General features: G+C 71.3%; 18 protein-coding genes. 10 read left to right on the top strand and 8 right to left on the bottom strand.

Annotated elements, in window-relative coordinates; all coding sequences use genetic code 11:
- From OG842_RS28610 to OG842_RS28590, 5 genes are all read right to left on the bottom strand, one after another.
- Nucleotides 1–3,156, bottom strand: coding sequence for an efflux RND transporter permease subunit (locus tag OG842_RS28610; protein WP_266736824.1), 3,156 nt, complete (start codon nucleotides 3,154–3,156; stop codon nucleotides 1–3).
- Nucleotides 3,157–3,367: 211 nt separating this feature from the next.
- On the bottom strand, nucleotides 3,368–4,063 hold the full coding sequence (locus OG842_RS28605) for a response regulator (RefSeq protein WP_266736826.1): 696 nt from the start codon (nucleotides 4,061–4,063) through the stop codon (nucleotides 3,368–3,370).
- Between the two features lie 74 nt (nucleotides 4,064–4,137).
- On the bottom strand, nucleotides 4,138–5,379 hold the full coding sequence (locus tag OG842_RS28600; RefSeq protein ID WP_266736828.1) for a sensor histidine kinase: 1,242 nt from the start codon (nucleotides 5,377–5,379) through the stop codon (nucleotides 4,138–4,140).
- 194 nt (nucleotides 5,380–5,573) lie between these two features.
- A complete protein-coding gene (gene pspAA, locus OG842_RS28595) occupies nucleotides 5,574–5,852 on the bottom strand; it encodes a PspA-associated protein PspAA (protein ID WP_266736830.1) in 279 nt (92 codons plus the stop codon).
- Between the two features lie 9 nt (nucleotides 5,853–5,861).
- Nucleotides 5,862–6,644, bottom strand: a complete 783-nt coding sequence (locus tag OG842_RS28590; RefSeq protein WP_266736832.1) for a PspA/IM30 family protein — start codon at nucleotides 6,642–6,644, stop codon at nucleotides 5,862–5,864.
- Between the two features lie 297 nt (nucleotides 6,645–6,941).
- On the opposite strand from OG842_RS28590, the gene OG842_RS28585 reads away from it, so the two are divergent.
- The 3 genes from OG842_RS28585 (at nucleotide 6,942) to OG842_RS28575 (ending at nucleotide 9,563) form a co-directional block, all read left to right on the top strand.
- Nucleotides 6,942–7,541: a DUF3043 domain-containing protein gene (locus OG842_RS28585; RefSeq protein WP_266737371.1), complete on the top strand. Its 600-nt coding sequence runs from the start codon at nucleotides 6,942–6,944 to the stop codon at nucleotides 7,539–7,541.
- 89 nt (nucleotides 7,542–7,630) lie between these two features.
- Nucleotides 7,631–8,389 (top strand): class I SAM-dependent methyltransferase, encoded by a 759-nt coding sequence (locus OG842_RS28580; protein ID WP_351257393.1) that lies wholly within the window; start codon nucleotides 7,631–7,633, stop codon nucleotides 8,387–8,389.
- A 97-nt stretch (nucleotides 8,390–8,486) separates the two neighbouring features.
- The gene (locus tag OG842_RS28575) at nucleotides 8,487–9,563 is read left to right on the top strand and encodes a S1C family serine protease (RefSeq protein ID WP_266736834.1); all 1,077 of its coding nucleotides are present in this window, start codon (nucleotides 8,487–8,489) and stop codon (nucleotides 9,561–9,563) included.
- A 55-nt stretch (nucleotides 9,564–9,618) separates the two neighbouring features.
- Here the strand turns inward: OG842_RS28575 and OG842_RS28570 are convergent, their stop codons facing one another.
- A complete protein-coding gene (locus tag OG842_RS28570; protein ID WP_072483289.1) occupies nucleotides 9,619–9,828 on the bottom strand; it encodes a hypothetical protein in 210 nt (69 codons plus the stop codon).
- Nucleotides 9,829–9,956: 128 nt separating this feature from the next.
- Here OG842_RS28570 and OG842_RS28565 point away from each other — a divergent pair, with 128 nt between their 5' ends.
- From OG842_RS28565 to OG842_RS28550, 4 genes are all read left to right on the top strand, one after another.
- Nucleotides 9,957–11,159 (top strand): bifunctional adenosylcobinamide kinase/adenosylcobinamide-phosphate guanylyltransferase, encoded by a 1,203-nt coding sequence (locus tag OG842_RS28565; protein WP_266736835.1) that lies wholly within the window; start codon nucleotides 9,957–9,959, stop codon nucleotides 11,157–11,159.
- A gap of 140 nt (nucleotides 11,160–11,299) precedes the next feature.
- A complete protein-coding gene (gene cobT, locus OG842_RS28560) occupies nucleotides 11,300–12,412 on the top strand; it encodes a nicotinate-nucleotide--dimethylbenzimidazole phosphoribosyltransferase (protein ID WP_266736837.1) in 1,113 nt (370 codons plus the stop codon).
- A 103-nt stretch (nucleotides 12,413–12,515) separates the two neighbouring features.
- On the top strand, nucleotides 12,516–14,318 hold the full coding sequence (locus tag OG842_RS28555) for a phosphatidylglycerol lysyltransferase domain-containing protein (protein WP_266736839.1): 1,803 nt from the start codon (nucleotides 12,516–12,518) through the stop codon (nucleotides 14,316–14,318).
- Nucleotides 14,315–15,070: a hypothetical protein gene (locus OG842_RS28550; RefSeq protein WP_266736840.1), complete on the top strand. Its 756-nt coding sequence runs from the start codon at nucleotides 14,315–14,317 to the stop codon at nucleotides 15,068–15,070. The genes OG842_RS28555 and OG842_RS28550 overlap by 4 nt, the downstream gene beginning before the upstream one ends.
- On the opposite strand, the gene OG842_RS28545 is transcribed toward OG842_RS28550, so the two are convergent.
- Nucleotides 14,977–15,738 (bottom strand): hypothetical protein, encoded by a 762-nt coding sequence (locus tag OG842_RS28545; protein WP_266736842.1) that lies wholly within the window; start codon nucleotides 15,736–15,738, stop codon nucleotides 14,977–14,979. The genes OG842_RS28550 and OG842_RS28545 overlap by 94 nt on opposite strands.
- Nucleotides 15,739–15,826: 88 nt before the next feature.
- On the opposite strand from OG842_RS28545, the gene cobS reads away from it, so the two are divergent.
- Nucleotides 15,827–16,606: an adenosylcobinamide-GDP ribazoletransferase gene (gene cobS, locus OG842_RS28540; RefSeq protein ID WP_266736844.1), complete on the top strand. Its 780-nt coding sequence runs from the start codon at nucleotides 15,827–15,829 to the stop codon at nucleotides 16,604–16,606.
- Here the strand turns inward: cobS and OG842_RS28535 are convergent.
- A complete protein-coding gene (locus OG842_RS28535; protein ID WP_266736846.1) occupies nucleotides 16,603–17,442 on the bottom strand; it encodes an endo alpha-1,4 polygalactosaminidase in 840 nt (279 codons plus the stop codon). The genes cobS and OG842_RS28535 overlap by 4 nt on opposite strands.
- A 259-nt stretch (nucleotides 17,443–17,701) precedes the next feature.
- Between OG842_RS28535 and OG842_RS28530 the strand changes: the two genes are divergently transcribed.
- Together OG842_RS28530 and lpdA are read left to right on the top strand one after the other, a co-directional pair.
- Entirely contained in the window at nucleotides 17,702–19,246 is a 1,545-nt protein-coding gene (locus tag OG842_RS28530) for a leucyl aminopeptidase (protein ID WP_266736848.1), read from the top strand.
- A 327-nt stretch (nucleotides 19,247–19,573) separates the two neighbouring features.
- Complete coding sequence (gene lpdA, locus OG842_RS28525; RefSeq protein ID WP_266736850.1) at nucleotides 19,574–20,962, top strand: dihydrolipoyl dehydrogenase; 1,389 nt, start codon at nucleotides 19,574–19,576, stop codon at nucleotides 20,960–20,962.
- Nucleotides 20,963–20,973 lie beyond the last annotated feature (11 nt).

Genomic DNA, 20,973 nt, shown 5'->3' with positions numbered 1-20,973 from the left:
TCAGGCCTTCGCGGGCTCCGGCTCCTCGGAGGCGGTCTCCTCCGAGAGGGCCTGGGCGGACACGCCCGCCTTCTTCGCCCGCTTGAGCGCCTTCTTCTTCGCGCGGCGCTCCTTGCGGAGCTCCACCATCGCGTAGAGCGTCGGCACCAGGAGCAGCGTGAGCAGCGTCGAGGTGACCAGGCCGCCGATCACGACCACCGCGAGCGGCTGCGAGATGAAGCCGCCCTCGCCGGTGACGCCGAGTGCCATCGGGAGCAGGGCGAAGATCGTCGCGAGTGCGGTCATCAGGATCGGGCGGAGACGGTGGCGACCGCCCTCGACGACCGCTTCGACGACGCCCATGCCCTGGGTCCGGTACTGGTTGATCAGGTCGATCAGCACGATCGCGTTGGTCACCACGATGCCGATCAGCATCAGCATGCCGATCATCGCCGGGACGCCCATCGGGGTGCCGGTGATCACGAGCAGGCCGAGCGCGCCGGTCGCCGCGAATGGGATGGAGACCAGCAGGATCAGCGGCTGGATCAGGGACTTGAACGTCGCCACCAGCAGCATGAAGACGATCGCGATCGCGGCCAGCATGGCCAGGCCGAGCTTCAGGAACGCGTCGTTCTGGTCCTCGGAGACACCGCCGATGGTGGCGGTGGCGCCGTCCGGGAGCTTCAGCGCGTTGATCTTCGTCTGGAGCGAGGTGCTGACCGCACCGGTGTTGTCACCGGTGGGCTTGGCGGTGATCGTCGCGGCGCGCTGGCCGTCGATCCGGGTCATGGAGACCGGGCCGGGGACCAGTTCGACGTCGGCGATCTGTCCGAGCTTCACCGGGCCGAGGGGCAGGTTCTTCAGCTCGGCCATGGTGGTGGCCGGGTGGGCGGACTTGATGACGACGTCCCGCTCGGTGTCGTCCATGATCGCCTTGCCGGACGGGGTGCCGCGCACCGCTCCGGCGACGGCCGCGCCGAGCGTGGCCTGGCTGAAGCCGGCCTCGGCGGCCTTGGGCTTGGCCTTGACCGAGATCCGCGGGACGCTCTGCGCGAGGTCGCTCTGGACGTCGGTGACGTCCTTCAGCTTCGCCACCTCGTCCCGGACCTGCTCGGACGCCTTCCTGAGCACGTCCGCGTCGGCGGCCTTGACCACGACGCTGAGGTCCTGGCTGCCGAAGCCGTCGCCCGCGGAGATGGTGGTGTCACCGATGCCGTCGAGCTTGCCGAGCGCGGTGTCGATGCGCTTCTGCGTGGCGTCGAAGTCGCCCGAGTCCTTCAGGGTGACCTGGTACGAGGCCTGGTTGGCGCCGGTTCCGCCGCCGAAGGCCGCCATGAAGCCGGAGGAGCCGACGGTGACCTGGTAGTCCTTGACGCCCTTGTCGTCGGTGAGGACCTTCTCGACCTTCTCGGCCGCCTTGTCGGCGGCCGCCAGGCTGGTGCCGGGGGCCAGCTCCTGCTTGATGGAGAGGACCTCCTGCTCGCCCTGGTCGAAGAAGTTGGTCTTCAGCAGCGGGGCCATGCCGAAGGTGCCGATGAAGACGACGATCGCGATGACGATGCTGGTGATGCGGCGCCGGGTGGCGAAGCGCAGCACCGGGATGTACAGCCGCTGGAGCCGGCTGCGGGCCTCCTTCTCCTCGGCCTTGCGGCGGGCCTCGTCCGGGTTCTCCGTGGCGCCCTTCGGGGCGCGCAGGAACCAGTAGGACAGGACGGGGACGACGGTCAGCGAGACCAGCAGCGATGCCAGCAGGGCCGCGGTGACGGTCAGCGAGAAGGAGCCGAAGAGCTCGCCGACCATGCCGCCGACGAGACCGATCGGCAGGAAGACGGCGACCGTGGTGAGGGTCGAGGAGGTGACCGCGCCGGCCACTTCCTTCACCGCGGCGATGATCGCCGACTGGCGCTCCTCGCCGTAGCCGAGGTGCCGCTTGATGTTCTCCAGGACCACGATCGAGTCGTCGACGACGCGGCCGATCGCGATGGTCAGCGCGCCCAGCGTGAGCATGTTGAGCGAGAGGTCACGGGTCCAGAGCACGATCAGCGCGAGGACCACGGAGAGCGGGATGGAGACCGCGGTGACCAGGGTCGAACGCAGCGAGGCGAGGAAGACCAGGATCACGATGACGGCGAAGAGCAGACCGAGCGCACCCTCGGTGGTCAGACCGGAGATCGCCTTGGAGACGGCGGGGCCCTGGTCGGAGACGACGGTCAGTTCGGCGCCGGCTCCGAGGTCCTTGCGGAGGTCGGGGAGCTTGTCCTTGACCGCGTCCGAGATGGCGACGGCGCTGCCGTCCTTGTCCATGGTGGCCATCACGGCGAGGCTCGGCTTGCCGTTGGTGCGGGTGATGGAGACCGCGGTGGACGGCTCCTGCTTCACCGTGGCGACGTCACCGACCCGGACCGGCTCGCCGGGCTTGCCCGTGGCCGGGTCCTGACCGGCGACCCGCAGGTCCTCGATCTGCTTCAGGGAGGTGAAGGCGCCGCCGACCTGGACGGTGCGGCTCTTGCCCGACTCGGAGAAGGAACCGGCGGGGACGGTCGCGCCGCCCGCCTGGAGCGCCTGGGAGAGCGTCATGGCGTTCAGCCCGGCGGCGGCGAGCTTCTTGTCGTCGGGGGTGATGGAGACCTGGAGGTCCTGCACCCCGTCGACGGTGACCTGGCCGACGCCGCTGATGTCCTCCAGGGCGGGGACGACCGTGCGGTCCAGCTGGTCGGCGAGCGCCTGCTGGTCCTTGTCGGAGGTGACGGCGAGGACGACGGCCGGGATGTCGTCCGTCGAGCCGGCGATGACCTGCGGGTCGACGTCGTCGGGAAGCTGGGCGCGGGCGCGGTTCACCGCCTGCTGGATGTCGGCGACGAGCTGCTTGGTGCCCTCGCTGCCGAAGTCGAAGGACGCCATGATGACGGCGCTGCCCTCGCTGGCGGTCGAGGTGATCCCGGTGACGCCGTCGACGGCCTTGACCGAGTTCTCCAGCGGCTCGACGACCTGCTTCTCGACCACATCGGGGGACGCACCCTGGTAGGGGGCGATGACCGACACCATCGGGAGTTCGATGGTGGGCAGCAGCTGCTGCTTGAGCTGCGGGATCGCGATCGCTCCGAATACGAGCGCGACGATCGAGATCAAACCGATCAGGGCCCGTTGCGCGAGGCTGAATCTGGACAGCCAGGACATGGGTGAGGTCTCTCTTCTGTGGCTTACGCGGCAGGTGGGCGGGCGGCTGGGGGACAGACCCGGCCCAGACCGACCGGCACATCGGGGACGCCGCCCCCATGTGCCGGTCGGTCTTACACGATCGCCCACCGGCAGGGGTGAAAGCGTCGGCCCCCGGGTTGCTTTCTTATGCCGCGCATACCGCAGGTGGAGTACGCCGAACCTCCACCCCTCACTCCGCCCTGGGGCGCACCAGACCTGATTCGTAGGCAATTACCACCAATTGGGCCCTGTCCCTGGCGCCCAGCTTCGCCATCGCCCGGTTCACATGGGTCTTGACGGTGAGCGGGCTGACGACGAGCCGCTCGGCGATCTCGTCGTTGGAGTGGCCGCCCGCGACCTGGACGAGCACTTCGCGCTCGCGGCCGGTGAGCGCGGTGAGCCGCTCGGAGTACTCCGCGGCGCTCGGCCCGTCGCCCTGCGAACTGCCGCCCTGGGCGAGGAAGGTGGCGATCAGGCCCTTGGTCGCGGCGGGCGAGAGCAGCGCCTCGCCGCCCGCGGCGATACGGATCGCGTTGAGCAGTTCCTCCGGTTCCGCCCCTTTGCCGAGGAAGCCGGACGCCCCGGCCCGCAGCGACTGCACCACGTACTCGTCCACCTCGAAGGTGGTGAGCATGACCACCCGTACGCCGGACAGCTCCGGATCGGCGCTGATCATCCGGGTCGCGGTGAGTCCGTCCGTACCCGGCATCCGGATGTCCATCAGCACCACGTCGGCGCCGGTCGAGCGAGCCAGCTCCACGGCCTGTGCGCCGTCCGCCGCCTCGCCGACCACCTCCATGTCGGCCTCCGAGTCGACCAGCACCCGGAACGCGCTGCGCAGCAGCGCCTGGTCGTCGACGAGCAGCACCTTGATGGGCGGTGCCATGTGGTCTCCCCCCGCCGACGTGCCGTTCTCCCCCGGTGTCATGCGCTCTCCCCCGTCCGGCCCGCCGCGCCCGGTCACCCGGACTCCGCCGTGCGGGCCTCGACGGGCAGGATCGCATGGACCCGGAATCCGCCGCCGTAGCGGGGCCCGGCGGTGAGGGTGCCGCCGAGCGCGGTGACGCGTTCGCGCATGCCGAGCAGGCCGTGCCCGCCGCCGTCTCCGTGCCCACCGCCGTCTCCGTGGCAGCCGCCCCCGCCGGAGCCGTTGTCGATCACGGTGACCTCGGCCGTGTTCCCGACCCGTACGACGCTCACCTCGGCCCTGGCCCCGGGGCCCGCGTGCTTGCGGACATTGGTCAGCGCCTCCTGGATGACCCGGTACGCGGCCAGGTCGACGGCCGCGGGCAGCGGGGGCCGCCGGTCTGTGCAGGCCACCTCGACGGGAAGCCCGGCCCGGCGGACGGTCTCGACCAGTTCGTCGAGGACGGCGAGCCCCGGGGCGGGTTCGGTCGGTGCCTCCGGGTCGCCGGACTGGCGCAGCAGCCCGACGGTGGCCCGCAGTTCGTCGAGCGCGGAGCGGCTGGCCTCCCGGACGTGGGCGAGCGCCTCCTTGGCCTGGTCGGGGCGCTTGTCCATGACGTGGGCGGCCACCCCGGCCTGGACGTTGACCAGGGCGATGTGGTGGGCGACGACGTCGTGGAGATCGCGGGCGATGCGCAGCCGCTCCTCGGCGACCCGTCGCCGGGCCTCCTCGTCGCGGGTGCGTTCGGCCCGTTCGGCCCGCTCCCTGATCGCGTCGATGAAGGCGCGCCTGGAGCGGACTGCGTCGCCCGCCGCACAGGCCATGCCGGTCCAGGCGATGATGCCGAAGTTCTCCTGGCTGTACCAGGGCGCCGCACCGAAGCACATCGCCGCGGCCGTCAGCACGGCCACCGTCAGCAGCCCGACGCGCCAGGTGGTGGGCCGGTCGGTACGGGCGGCGACGGTACACAGCGCGATGACGGTTGCCATGACCACCGGCGCGGGCGGGTCGGACTTCACCAGCTCGACGACGGTCAGCCCGGCGGTGACCGCGAGCACCGCCATGGGACTGCGCCGCCGCCAGATGAGTGCCACGGCACCGGCCACCATCAGCAGCACGGCGCTCACCTCGGGCGGGCGGGTTCCGAAGGAGGGCACCTCCCCGGGGCGCGGGTGGACGAACGACCCGATGATCATCGCCACCAGCACGGCCAGGGCCAGGGCGGCGTCCAGCGCGAGGGGATGGTCGCGCAGCCAGTGCCGGACGCGCAGGACCCCGGTTCCGAGGGTGGTCACGTCAAGCTACGTTACGGCGTGTCGCGCGGGAACCGGACCGGTCCCGCGCGAAAGGTCCGGATGCGGAGGACCCGGATGCGGAGGACCAGGACGCGACCGGATGCGAAAGGTCCGGACACGCCCGTGCCCCGGGTCCGGCGGACCGGACCCGGGGCACGCGGGTTCATGCGGGTGCTGGAGAGGCGTGGACGGCGTCAGCCGGGAATCAGCCCTTCGTCCCGGAGCATGGCGCGCACCTCTTCGAGGGTCGCGTCGGGCGACGGGAGGATCAGCTCGGACGGCTCCAGGGAGTCGTCCGGCAGCGCTGTACCGAGCTCACGCACCCTCGCCAGGAGCGCGTGGAGAGTGGCGCGGAATCCCGCTCCGTCACCGCTCTCGACCTCGGCGAGCAGTTCGTCGTCGAGCCCGTTGAGCTCAGCGAGATGACTGTCGGCCAGTGCGACCTGGCCCTCCCCCATGATCCGTACGATCATGACGCCGCCTCAACTCTTGTCGAACCTGTGCGGGGACTGCGACGACTGCTGCTGGGCGGCGTCCTGCGGGCCGCCCTCGATCGCCTGCTGCTGGGTGGAGCCGCCGGCCAGCTCGGCCTTCATGCGCTGGAGCTCCAGCTCCACATCCGTACCACCGGAGATCCGGTCCAGCTCGGCGGCGATGTCGTCCTTCGCCGTGCCGGTCGGGTCGTCCAGGGCGCCGGAGGCGAGCAGCTCGTCGATCGCGCCGGCGCGGGCCTGCATCTGCTGGGTCTTGTCCTCCGCCCGCTGGATCGCGAGGCCGACGTCGCCCATCTCCTCGGAGATCCCGGAGAAGGCCTCGCCGATCCTGGTCTGCGCCTGGGCGGCGGTGTAGGTGGCCTTGATGGTCTCCTTCTTGGTGCGGAAGGCATCGACCTTGGCCTGCAGCCGCTGCGCCGCGAGGGTGAGCTTCTCCTCCTCGCCCTGCAGCGTGGTGTGCTGCGTCTCCAGGTCGGTGACCTGCTGCTGGAGTGCGGCGCGCCGGGACAGCGCCTCGCGGGCCAGGTCCTCGCGGCCGAGCGCGAGCGCCTTGCGGCCCTGGTCCTCCAGCTTGGACGACTGTCCCTGCAGCTGGTTCAGCTGCAGCTCCAGCCGCTTGCGCGAGGTCGCCACGTCGGCGACACCGCGACGTACCTTCTGAAGCAGTTCGAGCTGCTTCTGGTACGAGTAATCGAGGGTCTCGCGCGGATCCTCGGCCCGGTCAAGGGCCTTGTTTGCCTTCGCGCGGAAGATCATCCCCATACGCTTCATGACACCGCTCATGGGCTTCGCGCGCCCCCTTCTGACGGACTGAGCTCCAGCACTCCAACAGAACCCACAGTACGGGCCCTGCCTCTATTACCGCACTGTTCGAGCAAGGATGGGCTCCTACCCAAGGACGACTGCACCGGGTCACGACTCCGGCCCGAGGAGTAGGCGGAGGTCAGGGAGACCCGGTCCCGTCACCCGTGCATGAGACACCGGTACACCTGCGAGGACGCAGGCCGTTGCCGGATCGTTCCCGACCGGCCTGGGGTCATGGGAAACGAACCCGTACCCTTGGGCCTTGTGTTCCGTAGCCGTTCGAAGGAAGAGAAGGCGCCCACCGGCAAGGTGACGGCGGACCTCTCCAAGCAGCCCCGCGACCCGCAGGCCCCCAAAGGTCGCCCCACCCCCAAGCGCAGCGATGCCCAGTCGCAGCGCCGTCGCGCCTCCAGTGGCGCGCCTCTCGACCGCAAGGAGGCCATGAAGCGGCAGCGCGAAGCGCGCCGTGTGGACATGGCCAAGCAGCGCGAGGCGCTCGCCAGTGGCGACGAGCGCTATCTGCCGGCTCGCGACAAGGGCCCGGTGCGGCGCTTCGTCCGCGACTACGTGGACTCGCGTTTCTGCATCGCGGAGTTCTTCCTGCCGCTCGCCGTGATCATCCTGATCCTCAGCGTGATCCAGGTGCAGAACATCCAGACCATCTCGCTGCTGCTCTGGCTCATCGTGATCGTGCTGATCGTGATCGACTCGATCGGCCTCTCGTTCCGCCTGAAGAAGCAGCTGAACCAGCGCTTCCCCGATACGCCCAAGCGTGGCGCGGTCGCCTACGGCCTGATGCGCACGCTTCAGATGCGACGCCTCCGGCTGCCCAAGCCGCAGGTCAAGCGGGGAGAGCGGCCCTGAACACGCACGTCTCCGGCTCGGCCGGCGGTCCGTCCGTCGACCGGCCGGACGATGTCGTTCCCGTCACCGGGTTCTCCGGAGCCTCCTCTGTGTGGCTGAAGGGGCTCGGCGGGCTGCGCAACACCGTCCGCCAGGAGCTCGTGGCCCGGCAGCTCGACGAACAGATCGCGGCACGCTTCCCGGTCGGGCAGCGGCTGCGCGTGCTGGACGTCGGCATGGGCCAGGGCACCCAGGCGCTGCGCCTGGCGCGGGCCGGTCATACGGTGACCGGCCTGGAGTCGGACGCGGAGATGCTGCGGGTGGCCAGGGAGGCGCTCGGCAGCGAACCCGCGGGCATCCGCGAGCGGGTCCGGCTGATCGAGGGCAACGGCCTGGACACCGGGGTGCACTTCCTGCCCGGCAGTTTCGACGTGGTGCTCTGCCACGGCGTGCTGATGTATGTCCGGGATCCGGACGCGATGCTGGCGGGCCTGGCCCGGATGCTCGCCCCGGGCGGGCTGCTGTCGCTGCTCGTGCGGAACGCGGACGCCCTGGCGATGCGCCCCGGGACCGCCGGGGACTGGGACGCGGCACTGGCCGCCTTCGACACGGACACGTACACCAACCGGCTGGGCCTCACGGTACGGGCCGACCGGCTGGACGCCCTGACGTCCACCCTCGCCGGGATCGCTGCGCCCCTGCACGCCTGGTACGGGGTGCGCGTCTTCACGGACAACGTGAGCAACGACGTGGAACTGCCGGCCGCTGCCGAGCTGGAGCAGGTGCTCGCCGCGGAGGACCGGGCCGGGCGGACGGATCCGTACCGCCGGGTGGCCGCGCTGCTGCACCTGTGCGGCGTCCGGGGCTGAGCGGTCACGGGAGCGGGTCGCCGGGGCTGCCCGGCGACGTGCCCCGACCGGCCGAACCCAAGAGGCCCCCGATAGGGCCAAAAGCGACAATCGGGGCATGGATATATTCCACTCCCGCGCCCGCGTTCGCCGGCTGCTGCTGCCCCTGGCCGCCGGGGTCTGTGCGATCGCCCTGGTGAGCGGCTGCTCGGACGCCGCCTCCGAGTCACCAAGGACCGAACCGAGCAATCCGGCCTCCGCCACCCAGACCGCAAGCGATCTACAGAGCGACTACCAGGCCGTGATCAAGAACGTGCTGCCGTCGGTGGTGCAGATCCAGGCCGCCGAGAGCCTGGGCTCCGGCATCGTCTACGACACCAAGGGCCATATCGTCACCAATGCCCATGTGGTCGGCAACGACAAGACGTTCAAGGTCACCGTCGCGACCGGCGAGAAGGAGCAGAAGGCCATGCTGGTGGCCTCCTACCCGGAGCAGGATCTGGCCGTCATCAAGCTCGACAGCGTGCCGAACGGGCTGAAGCCCGCGAAGTTCGGCAACTCGGAGAAGGTCGAGGTGGGGCAGATCGTACTGGCGATGGGCTCGCCGCTCGGTCTGTCCTCCAGCGTCACCCAGGGCATCGTCTCGGCGCTCGGCCGGACCGTCAGCGAGAGCCGCACGGGCGGCGGCACCGGTGCGACGATCGCGAACATGGTGCAGACCTCGGCCGCGATCAACCCGGGCAACAGCGGGGGTGCGCTGGTCAACCTGAACAGCGAGGTGATCGGCATCCCGACCCTGGCGGCGACCGACCCGGAGCTGGGCGGCAGCGCGGCGCCGGGGATCGGGTTCGCGATCCCGGTGTCGATGGTGAAGACGGTCGCCGATCAGATCATCAAGAACGGCAAGGTCACCGACTCGGGCCGGGCGGCCCTGAACATCACCGGCCGTACGGTCGTCGACGACAACTACAACCCGGCCGGTGTGGCGCTGGTGAGCGTGACGAAGGACGGCGCCGCGGACAAGGCCGGGCTGCGGCCCGGCGACATCATCACCAGGATCGACGACCAGCCGGTCACGACGATCACCACCTTGTCGGAGGCGCTGGCCTCGGACAAGCCGGGCCAGAAGGTCACGGTGACCTATCTGCGCGACGGGGCGGAGAAGACGGCGCAGGTCACCCTGGGCGAGATCTAGAGCTCCCGCGCGCGAGGAGTGCCCGAGATCGCCTCTCCTCGCGCGCGGAGGCGGCTCAGCCCTGGTCCGCCTGGAGGCTCATGGGGCCGTAGATCTTCGTCGAGTCGTCGAAGAGCGTCACCTGGTCCGCCCCGCCGTCGAGGAGTTCCTTCCAGTACTCACCGATCCAGGATTCCGCGTCGCCCTGGGTGGTGAATTCCTCCGGCTGCAGGGCCGGCTCCGTCTCCGTACCGTCGGACTTCTCGAACCGCCACGTCCACGCCATGTCCGCCTCCTGGGTCGCTTTGCTGCCCCGCAGCCTAGTGCCTGCGTCCGGTGCGGGGACCGGCTCCGCACCTGTCCGGACACACCCAGGTCGCGCACCGGTCGCACGGACACGGGAGGATCGAAGGCGTGGAACTGACTCTGCTCGGCACCGGAGCCCCCGACGGGCTGCCGCAGCCCGAATGTCCCTGCGCCGCCTGCGCCGTCGCCCACGGGGCACGCTCGCGGGCCGCGACCGCACTGCTGGTCGACGACGCGCTGCTGCTCGACCTCACTCCGGGGGCCGTGTTCGCCGCGGCCCGTGCGGGGCACTCGCTCACCGGGGTGCGGCAGGTGCTGCTCACCCATCCGCACGACGGACCCGCCGTGGAACTGCCCGCGGGACTGCCCCCGGCGGGGCGGGTGCCGGACGGGCGGGAGCTGACGCTGATCAGCGGGCACCGGGTGCGGGCGGTGCCGATGGACGCGCCGGGGACCGGGTACGAGGTCACCGGGCCGGCGGGAACCCGGCTGCTGTACATGCCGCCGGGGGCCGCGCCCGCCGGCCTCACGGACCGGTTCGCGGAGCCGTACGACATGGTGGTCGGCGATGTGGTGGGGCGGCCGGACGCGGTGGCGCGGCTGCGGGCCGTGGCGGCGATCGGCCCGGCCACCGAGATCGTGGCCGTCCATCTGGACCATTCCGCGCCGCCCGGTGCCGAGCTGGACCGGCGGCTCGCGGCGGCCGGCGCGCGGGCGGTGCCGGACGGGACGACGCTGCTGGTGGGCGAGTACCGCACGGCCCCGGCGGTGCCCCGGCGCACGCTGGTGACGGGCGGGGCCAGGTCGGGAAAGTCGGTGGAGGCCGAGCGGCGCCTGGAGACGTTCCCCGAGGTGGTGTACGTGGCGACCGGCGGCGGTCGCGAAGGCGACGCGGAGTGGGCGGCCCGGATCGGTCTGCACCGGGAACGCCGGCCGGCCGCCTGGCGCACCGAGGAGACCTGTGAGCTGGTGGGTCTGCTGGAGTCGGACGGGCCGCCGCTGCTGATCGACTGCCTGTCGCTGTGGCTGACCGACGCGATGGACCGGGTGGACGCCTGGGACGACGCGGCGTGGGCGGAGCACGGTGAGGGCGCCCTGCGGGAGCGGACCGCCGAGCTGGTCGCGGCGGTACGGGGAACGCGTCGCACGGTCGTCGCCGTCACCAACGAGACCGGCTCGGGCGTGGTGCCCGCGACGGCCGCCGGGCGGCGCTTCCGGGACGAGCTGGGCCGGCTGAACGCCGCGTTCGCCGACGAGTGCGAGCAGGTGCTGCTGGTGGTGGCCGGTCAGGCGCTGGTCCTGCGGGGCTGACCGGGGCGCCCGCGCCCGCGGTCCGGGGGAAGTGCGTCGCACCGACCGGGCGCCGGAAATGCGCCGGGTACTGTTCCGCAGTGAGCCCGCCGCCGGGCTCACCGGCCCACTCGACGCATCGACCCGCGAGGCAGATCCCCGTGAATCTGGACGACTTCTCCGACCTGATCGAACGCCCCGACGGCGGCGTACGGCGCGATGCCGAGGAACGCCGGGAACGCATGGCCGTTCCCGTCGGCGCCCTCGGCCGATTGGACGAGCTGGGCGAATGGCTCTCGGCCGCGCAGCAATCCGTACCGGTCAAGGCGATCGAGCAGCCGCGCGTGGTGCTCTTCGCCGGCGATCACGGGGTCGCCGGACTGGGTGTCTCCGGGCGCGCGGCCGGAACCGCGCACGAGCTGGTGCGGGCCACGCTGGACGGCGCGACGCCGCTCGCGGTGCTGGCCCGGCAGTTCTCCGTACCGGTACGGATCGTCGACGCCGGCCTGGACTGCGATCCGGAGCTGCTGCCCGAGTCGGTGGTACGTCATCGGGTGCGGCGCGGCAGCGGCCGGATCGACATCGAGGACGCGCTGACGGCCGAGGAGGCCGAGCAGGCGGTACGGCTCGGCATGGCGATCGCCGACGAGGAGGCCGACTCGGGCACCGATCTGGTGGTGCTCGGCGACCTGAGCGTGGGCGGGACGACGGCCGCGGCCACGCTGGTCGCGGCGCTGTGCGGTACGGACGCCTCGGTGGTGACCGGGCGCGGCGGCACGGGCATCGACGATCTGGCGTGGATGCGCAAGTGTGCGGCGATCCGGGACTCGCTTCGGCGGGCCCGGCCGGTCCTCGGTGACCAGATGGAGCTGCTGGCCACGGTGGGCGGCGCGGATCTGGCGGCGATGACCGGGTTCCTGCTGCAGTGCGCGGTGCGCAGGCTGCCGGTGATCCTGGACGGCGTGGTCTCCGCGGCCTGTGCGCTGGTGGGGCAGCGGGCCGCCTTCCGGGCGCCGGACTGGTGGCTGGCGGGTCAGGCGAGCGGCGAGCCGGCGCAGGCCAAGGCCCTGGACCGGATGGCGCTCAACCCCTTGCTGGACCACGGCGTCATCGTGGGGGAAGGGAGCGGGGCATTGCTCGCACTCCCGCTGGTCCGGGCGGCGGCCGCACTCGCGGCCGAACTGCCCGAACGCGAACCTGTCGCCGAGGAGGAGAAGGACGGCGCCGAAGAGGGAGCCGGGGCGGGCGCCGCCGCGTACGGCGACGCGACCTGAGACCGGCCGGTCCCGGGCTCACGGACCGGCGGTGCTGCGGCCGTCGAACACCGGCCGCAGCGCAGTCCCTCATGCAGTGCGATGCACCATATGATCGCTTTTCATGGGAGAGGTCCGATTGGCCACCGACGATTGCGGGCGGGGCACCGTCCGGGCACCGAGCACCGTCCGGTCGCGGCGCAGCGCGGCGTTCGCCATCTGGTACCTGCGCGTCGTGTCGTTCATCAATTTCCTGAGCGCCGTCTGGGTCACTCTCGGCAACGATCTGCGCCGCCACAACACGGCGAACTACTTCACCCCCTACCTGCTCACCGCGGGCTTCTCCTCCGGGGTCGTCGCCCTCTTCCTGGCGATCACCATGCGCCGCCGCAAGCGGGCCGCCTGGATCGTGAACATGGTGGTGAGCGGCGTACTGCTGCTCCTCTTCGCCCTGCTGATCGCGTCCCCCGAGCTCCGGCGGTATCCGCAGAACTGGATCTCGCTGGCGCTGACCGCCGCCTTCGTCCTGGCGCTGGTGCTCGGCCGGCGCGAGTTCTACGCGAAGGGCGACCGGTCCAACCCGAAGCTGGCGGCCGTCGTCGCGGTCGGCGGGCTGCTGGTCACCTCGCTGATCGCCGCGGGCCTGGTCACCCTGACCAACACCGCGACCGACGAATACCGCGCGACCTTCCTGGACCGCTGGCGCTACGGGGCGCTGAGGCTGGTCTCGGTCGCCGACAACGACGCCGCCTTCCCCGGGATCACCACCCCCGGCTGGGTCGACGTCTCCATCAACGTGCTCTCCACGCTGCTGCTGATCGCCGTCGTGTACGCGGCGTTCCGGTCCCGCCGGGCCGTCGACCCGATCACCCCCGAGGACGAGGCCCGGCTCCGGGCGCTGCTGGAGAAGCACGGCGACCGCGACTCGCTCGGCTACTTCTCGCTGCGCCGGGAGAAGAGCGTCATCTGGTCCCCGACCGGGAAGGCCGCCGTCGCCTACCGGGTGGTGGGCGGGGTCTCGCTCGCCTCCGGTGACCCCATCGGCGACCCGGAGGCCTGGCCGGGGGCGATCGGGCCATGGCTGGCCGAGGCCCGCGAGCACGGCTGGATCCCGGCGGTGATGGGAGCGAGCGAGGAGGGCGGCACCGTCTACTCGCGGCACGGCCTGGACGCCCTGGAGCTGGGCGACGAAGCGATCGTGGAGACTGCCGAGTTCACCCTCGAAGGGCGGGCGATGCGGACCGTCCGCCAGGCGTACAACCGGATCGGGCGCGCCGGGTACGAGGTGACCGTCCGCCGCCACGCGGACATCCCCGAGGCCGAGATGGCCGAACTGGTGCGGCGCGCCGACGACTGGCGCGACGGGGCGACCGAGCGCGGCTTCTCGATGGCGCTCGGCCGGCTCGGCGATCCGGCCGACGGCCGGTGCGTGATGCTCGAATGCCGCAACGCCCCCACCGAGGAGGGCGTGCCGGGCGAGTTGCGTGCCGTACTGAGCTTCGTGCCCTGGGGGCCGAACGGCCTCTCGCTGGACCTGATGCGCCGTGACCGGGACGCCGAGAACGGGCTGATGGAGTTCATGGTCATCGAACTCCTCCAGCGCGCCCAGGAGATCGGGATCACGCAGGTCTCACTGAACTTCGCGATGTTCAGGTCCGTCTTCGAGCGCGGTTCGCGGCTCGGCGCCGGACCGGTGCTCAGGCTCTGGCGCTCGATGCTCAGCTTCTTCTCGCGCTGGTGGCAGATCGAGTCGCTGTACCGCGCCAACGCCAAGTACCGGCCGATCTGGGAGCCACGCTTCATGCTGTTCGAGAAGAGTTCGGACCTGCTGCGCATCGGCGTCGCGGCGGGCCGTGCCGAAGGCTTCCTGGAGGCGCCCGGCCTGCCCAAGTGGCTGCACCGCTCGCAGCTGGGGAACGACGGATGAAACCCGTGCGCGCGCTGCGCCGGGCAGCCCGCCGCGAGTGGGGTCCGCTGCTGACGACCGTACGCGCGGCGCTCACGGCCGGCCGGCTGCGGGCGGTCGGGATGACGGTTGCCGCGGTCTGTCTGACGGCGCTGCTCCATGCGCTGCAGAACCGGTCGTGGGGGTTCGGGGTGGTGCACTCCCTCGGGGCGGTGCGGGCCGAGGACCCGTTGTGGGCGTCCCTGCTGCGTACGCCGTTGTCGCTGTTCGTACCGGCACTGGATCTGCCGGTCTGGGGGGCGCTGGTGCAGATCCTGCTGGTGTTCGGCGCCACCGAGATCTGCCTGGGCCGGTGGCGCACGCTGCTGATCGCGTACGTGGCGACGCTGACCGGGACGCTGTACGCGCGGATCGGCGTCGCCCTCGGCCCGGACGGGCTGTTCGGGCTGCCGGCCTCGGACGCCCAGGTCGTCGACACCGGTCCGTCGGCGGCGGTCGTGGGCCTCGCCGTCTATCTCTGCTACGTCCACCGGGCCCGCTTCACCGGGGCGCTGGTGATCGCGGTGATGGTGGCCGAGGTGCTGCTGAAGAACAATCTGGCGGGCAAGGAGCACCTGGTGGCGATCGCCGCGGTCCTTCTGATGTGCGTCCGTGCGGCCCGCCGCGACCTGCCCCGGGATCAGGGCTTGCGTCCGGGGAGCGGCACCCGGTCCGGTGCGCCGCCGATCAGATCCTCGAACCTGCGCCGCGGCCCCGCCCAGCGCACGTCGTGATGGTAGGCGCGGAGCATCGAGCGGGCGCGGGCCCGGTGGCGGTTTCGGTAGAAGCGCCTGGCCCACATCGAGGTCGGCCGGGCCAGCCGGATCGCGCCGATCAGCGCGACGAACGGGACGAGCGTGCCGACGACCGCGAGCCGCGCCTTGCCCTTGAAGAGGGCGATCAGCACGAAGCAGAAGTTGACGATCAGGGTCAGGACGACGCCGAGCCGGTCCTGCTGCTCGTCGCTGCTCAGCTCGTTCACGCCGAGCGGTGAGAACCCGCCCAGCACCAGCAGCACCAGCGCCGCGGTGAGGACCACCACCTCCACGCTCCGGCGGCCCTCCTCGGTCCAGTACACGTCGTCGAGGTAGAGGATCAGCGCGAACTCGTCCAGCACCAGCCCCGCGCCCGCGCCGAAGACCACGGCGCAGATCCCCGCGGTGACGCCCTCCCGCCCGCTGGCGACCGCGCCGAAGCCGCCGACGACGCTCAGCACCACCCCGGGGACCACGTGGTGGATGTGCATCCCGCCGGGAGTGACATTGCGGAACGGGCCCTTCCCCGCCCGGATCATCCGGGTGATGAACCGGGTGATCGCGAAGGTGAGCACGAAGGAGGCCAGGGCGAGGAGCAGCGGCAGCTTCCCCGGCTCGACGATGTTCTGCTCGAACCAGTGACCCATGCCACCCACTCCCGATAAGACGCTTCTGTCATGGTCTGTCGTGTTACGGGCAATCTATCGGCCGGGCGCACCGATTAGCCTGCGCGCCGTGACCTCCCTGAACAGCCACGGCATCCGCTTCGCCTTCGGCACCCTGACCGTGCTCCCCGTCCGCGTCACCCGCTGGGACCGGGAGGCCGCCCGCGCCGGGATGCTGTGCGCGCCGCTGGCCGGCCTCGTCGTGGGGATGCTGGCGGCGGCGGCCGGCGGCCTGTTGCTGCTGCTCGGCTCGGGACCGCTGCTCGCCGCGGTCGCCTCGGCCGCCGTTCCCGCCGCGCTGACCCGGGGTCTGCATCTGGACGGTCTCGCGGACACCGCCGACGGCCTGGGCAGCGGCAGGCCCGCCGACGACGCCCTGCGGATCATGAAGCAGTCGGACATCGGTCCGTTCGGTGTGATCACCCTGCTGTTCGTGCTGCTGGCCCAGGTCGCGGCGCTGTACGAGCTGTACGGGCGGGGCTGGGTGTACGGCGCGGTGGCGGCGGCCGTCGCCGCGGTCACCGCCCGGCTCGCGCTCACCCTGGCCTCCCGCCGGGGCGTGCCGCCTGCCCGCCCGGAGGGGCTGGGTGCGGCGGTGGCGGGCACGGTCACGGGGCGGGGCGCGGTGGCGGTCGGGGCCGTGGTGGTCGCGGGCTGCGCGGGCGCCGGTGCGCTGCTCGGCGGGTACGGGGCGCTGCACCACGCGCTCGCCGCGGTGGCGGCGCTCGGTGTCGCCCAGCTCCTGCTGCGGCACTGCGTGCGGCGCTTCGGCGGGGTGACCGGCGACGTGTTCGGCGCGCTGGCGGAGACGGCGGCGACGGCGGCCCTGGTGGTCCTGACCTTCGGTTAGCCGTTCTGCGCGCGGCCCTTCGGGCACTCCTGGCGCCACACGCCGAGTTCGTACTTCTTCAGCAGCGAGCTGAGCCCCAGCCGCCGAGAATCGGCGCAGAACCGGGTGAGGGGCAGCTCGTACTCGACGTGGAGGACGGCCTTGCCCGCCTTCACGAACGGGGTGAGCTTCCCGCACTCCTCGTACTGCGCGCACTGCTCGTTGACCGCGAAGTCGAAGTCCGGCTCCAGTTCCGGGATCTGCCCGAGGTCGTTCTTCAGGCCGACGGCGAGCCCGTGGCGGTGGGCGATCCGGGCGATCAGCCGGTTGTAGCGCAACTGGTCGGCGGCGGTCAGCGGGAAGCCGGTGCGGTTGCGGTAGCCGTCCATGTTGTCGGGCTCCACCGCGTCGAACCCCTTCTCGGCGCACATCTGGATCCGCCGCTCCATCAGCGGCTCCAAGATGTCCGTGCGGCGGATGTCGAGCCAGTGCTCCCCCTCCCAGCCGTTGCCCCTGCCGCGTACCGAGGCGGGGAACTTCCCGGCGTCCGGACGGAAGTCCTCCCAGGCGCCGGTGGAGAGATAGCAGATCACCTTGCGGCCCCGGCGGTGCAGATCGGCCACCGCCGATGCCTTGTGGTCGAAGCCGTCGATGTCGTACACCGGGACGTCCACCGTCGGATCCAGCCGTCCGGAGAGCTGCCACTGCCAGCCGGTGCCGGGCTCCGGCCGCCAGAGGTCCTTCCCGGCGGGTCCGGGCGCCGAAGTGCAGCCGGCCAGCAGGGCCAGCAGAATCAGTACGGCGACGGGCAGCGCCCGGCTCCCTCCCGTCACGCGTGCGACCCCACGGGCGCGCATGGTTCTCCTCCCGCGGGTCCGGCACCTCCAACGACCCTATGTCCAACGCCGTTTCCGGCCGCACGGACCCCGGCCCGGACGCCCGGGACCGGAGCCGTGGCTCCACAACGAGCCATCCACGGCCCGCCGCCGTGTTCCGGCACCAAGGGCGCGCGTAGGCTCATTCCCGGCACATTGCGGCGGCGTCTACGATGCGCCGGGCACGGTCGGCCCACCCCTCGACCGACAACGAACTCAACGGAAGCGAGATTTCACCACCGTGACTGCTCTCACTCTCAGCACTGCCGGTGCGGCGACGCTGCGCGCCGACGCACTCGTCGTCGGCATCGCCAAGGGAGCCAAGGGGCCGGTCCTCGCGCCGGGCTCCGAGGCCGTGGACAAGGCGTTCGACGGAAAGCTCGCCACCGTCCTTGAGGCCCTGGGCGCCGCAGGTGCCGAGGGCGAGGTGACCAAGCTCCCCGCGCCCGACGGCCTCAAGGTCCCGGTCGTCATCGCGGTCGGGCTCGGCTCCGTCCCGAAGAAGGACGAGGCGTACGACGGCGAGGCGCTGCGCCGCGCCGCCGGCTCGGCCGCCCGTGCCCTGTCCGGCTCGAAGAAGGCCGGCTTCGCGCTGCCCGTCGAGTCCGCCGAGGACGCCGGGGCGATCGCCGAGGGCGCGCTCCTGGGCGCGTACGCCTTCACCGCGTACCAGGGCGGCGAGAACAAGCTCGCCCCCAAGGGCAAGAAGAACGGCAACGGCGCGAAGCTGCCGCTCGGCGAGGTCGCCCTGCTCGGCACCAAGCCGCGCGACAAGGCGTTCAAGGCTGCCGCCGAGCGCGCCGTCGCGGTGGCCGAGGAGATCAACCGCTCCCGCGACCTGATCAACACCCCGCCGAACGACCTGTACCCCGAGTCCTTCGCCGCCGTGGCCACCGCCGCGGGCAAGGAGCACGGCATCAAGGTGCAGGTCCTCGACGAGAAGGCGCTCGTCAAGGGCGGCTTCGGCGGTCTGCTGGGCGTCGGCCAGGGCTCGACCCACGGCCCGCGCCTGGTGAAGCTCGCCTACACGCACCCGAAGGCGGAGAAGACCCTGGCCCTGGTCGGCAAGGGCATCACCTACGACTCGGGCGGCATCTCGCTGAAGCCGGCCGGCCACAACGAGACGATGAAGTGCGACATGAGCGGCGCCGCCGCCGTGTTCGCGGCCGTCGTCGCGGCCTCCCGCCTCGGCCTCCAGGTCAACGTGACCGGCTGGCTGGCGCTCGCCGAGAACATGCCGTCGGGCAACGCCACCCGCCCCGGTGACGTGCTGCGCATGTACAGCGGCAAGACCGTCGAGGTCCTCAACACGGACGCCGAGGGCCGGCTCGTCCTCGCCGACGCTCTGACCCGCGCCTCCGAGGAGAACCCGGACGCGATCGTCGACGTGGCGACCCTGACCGGCGCGATGGTGCTGGCGCTGGGCAACCGCACCTTCGGCATCATGGCGAACGACGACGCCTTCCGTACCTCCATCCACGAGATCGCCGAGGAGGTCGGCGAGGCCTCCTGGCCGATGCCGCTCCCCGCCGACCTGCGCAAGGGCATGGACTCCCCGACCGCCGACATCGCCAACATGGGCGAGCGGATGGGCGGCGGCCTGGTGGCCGGTCTGTTCCTGCAGGAGTTCGTGGGCGAGGGCATCGCCTGGGCGCACCTGGACATCGCAGGTCCGGCCTTCCACGAGGGCGCGCCGTACGGCTACACCCCCAAGGGCGGCACCGGTTCCGCGGTCCGCACGCTGGTCAGGCTGGCCGAGCGCACCGCCGCCGGCGACCTCGGCTGAGACCGCTGCTGTGACGTACGGCCCCGGGCATAGGCCCGGGGCCGTACGTGTTACGCCGATGGCATCGCCGCACGGATCCGGCCGGTTTCGCTCTCGACGAAATCAGTAGGGGTCTACGCAGCGGTAACCCCCTGAGACGGATGATCATCCGGCTCAGACCCGGGCCCCGCGTCCCGCTCACCGTCAACAAGTGCGAAGATGGGTTCTCGGCAGGACAGGGCCCCCACCACAGGGCCGAATGACAAAGCGGCCGCACACCAGCCGACCGGCCGGTCACACCCCAGCGAAGGGGCCCGGCGTACGGCGCACATGCATGGAGGACGTGACGTGGCGAACGACGCCAGCACCGTTTTCGACCTAGTGATCCTCGGCGGTGGTAGCGGCGGTTACGCCGCGGCCCTGCGCGGAGCGCAGCTGGGCCTGGACGTCGCTCTGATCGAGAAGGGCAAGGTCGGCGGCACCTGCCTGCACAACGGCTGTATCCCCACGAAGGCTCTGCTGCACGCCGGCGAGATCGCCGACCAGGCGCGCGAGTCCGAGCAGTTCGGTGTCAAGGCCACCTTCGAGGGCATCGACATCGACGCCGTCCACAAGTACAAGGACGACGTGATCTCGGGCCTGTACAAGGGTCTGCAGGGTCTCATCGCCTCGCGCAAGGTCACCTACATCGAGGGTGAGGGACGGCTCTCCTCCCCCACCTCGGTGGATGTGAACGGCCAGCGCGTCCAGGGCCGCCACGTGCTGCTCGCGACCGGCTCCGTGCCGAAGTCGCTGCCGGGCCTGGAGATCGACGGCAACCGCATCATCTCGTCGGACCACGCGCTCAAGCTGGACCGCGTCCCGAAGTCCGCGATCGTGCTGGGCGGCGGCGTCATCGGCGTCGAGTTCGCCTCGGCGTGGACGTCCTTCGGCACCGACGTGACGATCATCGAGGGCCTGAAGCACCTCGTCCCGGTCGAGGACGAGAACAGCTCGAAGCTTCTTGAGCGCGCCTTCCGCAAGCGCGGCATCAAGTTCAACCTCGGTACGTTCTTCCAGAGCGCCGAGTACACGCAGGACGGTGTCCGCGTGACCCTCGCCGACGGCAAGACCTTCGACGCCGAGGTGCTGCTGGTCGCCATCGGCCGCGGCCCGGTCTCGCAGGGCCTGGGCTACGAGGAGGCCGGCGTCGCGATGGACCGCGGTTACGTCCTCGTCGACGAGTACATGCAGACCAACGTGCCCACCATCTCGGCCGTGGGCGACCTGGCCCCGACGCTCCAACTCGCGCACGTCGGCTTCGCCGAGGGCATCCTGGTGGCGGAGCGGCTGGCCGGTCTGAAGACCGTTCCGATCGACTACGACGGTGTCCCGCGGGTGACGTACTGCCACCCCGAGGTCGCCTCCGTCGGCATCACCGAGGCCAAGGCCAAGGAGCTCTACGGCGCGGACAAGGTCGTCGCCCTGAAGTACAACCTCGCGGGCAACGGCAAGAGCAAGATCCTCAAGACCGCGGGCGAGATCAAGCTCGTCCAGGTCAAGGACGGTGCCGTGGTCGGCGTCCACATGGTCGGTGACCGTATGGGCGAGCAGGTCGGCGAAGCCCAGCTGATCTACAACTGGGAGGCGCTGCCCGCCGAGGTCGCGCAGCTCATCCACGCCCACCCGACGCAGAACGAGGCCATGGGCGAAGCCCACCTGGCCCTCGCCGGCAAGCCGCTGCACTCCCACGACTGATCCGGTCGACC

This window comes from Streptomyces sp. NBC_00376, assembly GCF_036077095.1.
GTDB lineage: Bacteria > Actinomycetota > Actinomycetes > Streptomycetales > Streptomycetaceae > Streptomyces.
This window is presented reverse-complemented; position numbering and strand designations above follow the sequence as displayed.

What these genes read in the sequence shown, in the direction of transcription:
- OG842_RS28575 (WP_266736834.1), top strand. Translation starts at nt 8,487, where the DNA reads ATGGATATATTCCACTCCCGCGCCCGCGTTCGCCGGCTGCTGCTGCCC.
- OG842_RS28590 (WP_266736832.1), bottom strand. Translation starts at nt 6,644, where the DNA reads ATGAAGCGTATGGGGATGATCTTCCGCGCGAAGGCAAACAAGGCCCTT.
- pspAA (WP_266736830.1), bottom strand. Translation starts at nt 5,852, where the DNA reads ATGATCGTACGGATCATGGGGGAGGGCCAGGTCGCACTGGCCGACAGT.
- OG842_RS28555 (WP_266736839.1), top strand. Translation starts at nt 12,516, where the DNA reads ATGGGAGAGGTCCGATTGGCCACCGACGATTGCGGGCGGGGCACCGTC.
- OG842_RS28545 (WP_266736842.1), bottom strand. Translation starts at nt 15,738, where the DNA reads ATGGGTCACTGGTTCGAGCAGAACATCGTCGAGCCGGGGAAGCTGCCG.
- OG842_RS28535 (WP_266736846.1), bottom strand. Translation starts at nt 17,442, where the DNA reads ATGCGCGCCCGTGGGGTCGCACGCGTGACGGGAGGGAGCCGGGCGCTG.
- OG842_RS28610 (WP_266736824.1), bottom strand. Translation starts at nt 3,156, where the DNA reads ATGTCCTGGCTGTCCAGATTCAGCCTCGCGCAACGGGCCCTGATCGGT.
- OG842_RS28570 (WP_072483289.1), bottom strand. Translation starts at nt 9,828, where the DNA reads ATGGCGTGGACGTGGCGGTTCGAGAAGTCCGACGGTACGGAGACGGAG.
- OG842_RS28605 (WP_266736826.1), bottom strand. Translation starts at nt 4,063, where the DNA reads ATGGCACCGCCCATCAAGGTGCTGCTCGTCGACGACCAGGCGCTGCTG.
- OG842_RS28550 (WP_266736840.1), top strand. Translation starts at nt 14,315, where the DNA reads ATGAAACCCGTGCGCGCGCTGCGCCGGGCAGCCCGCCGCGAGTGGGGT.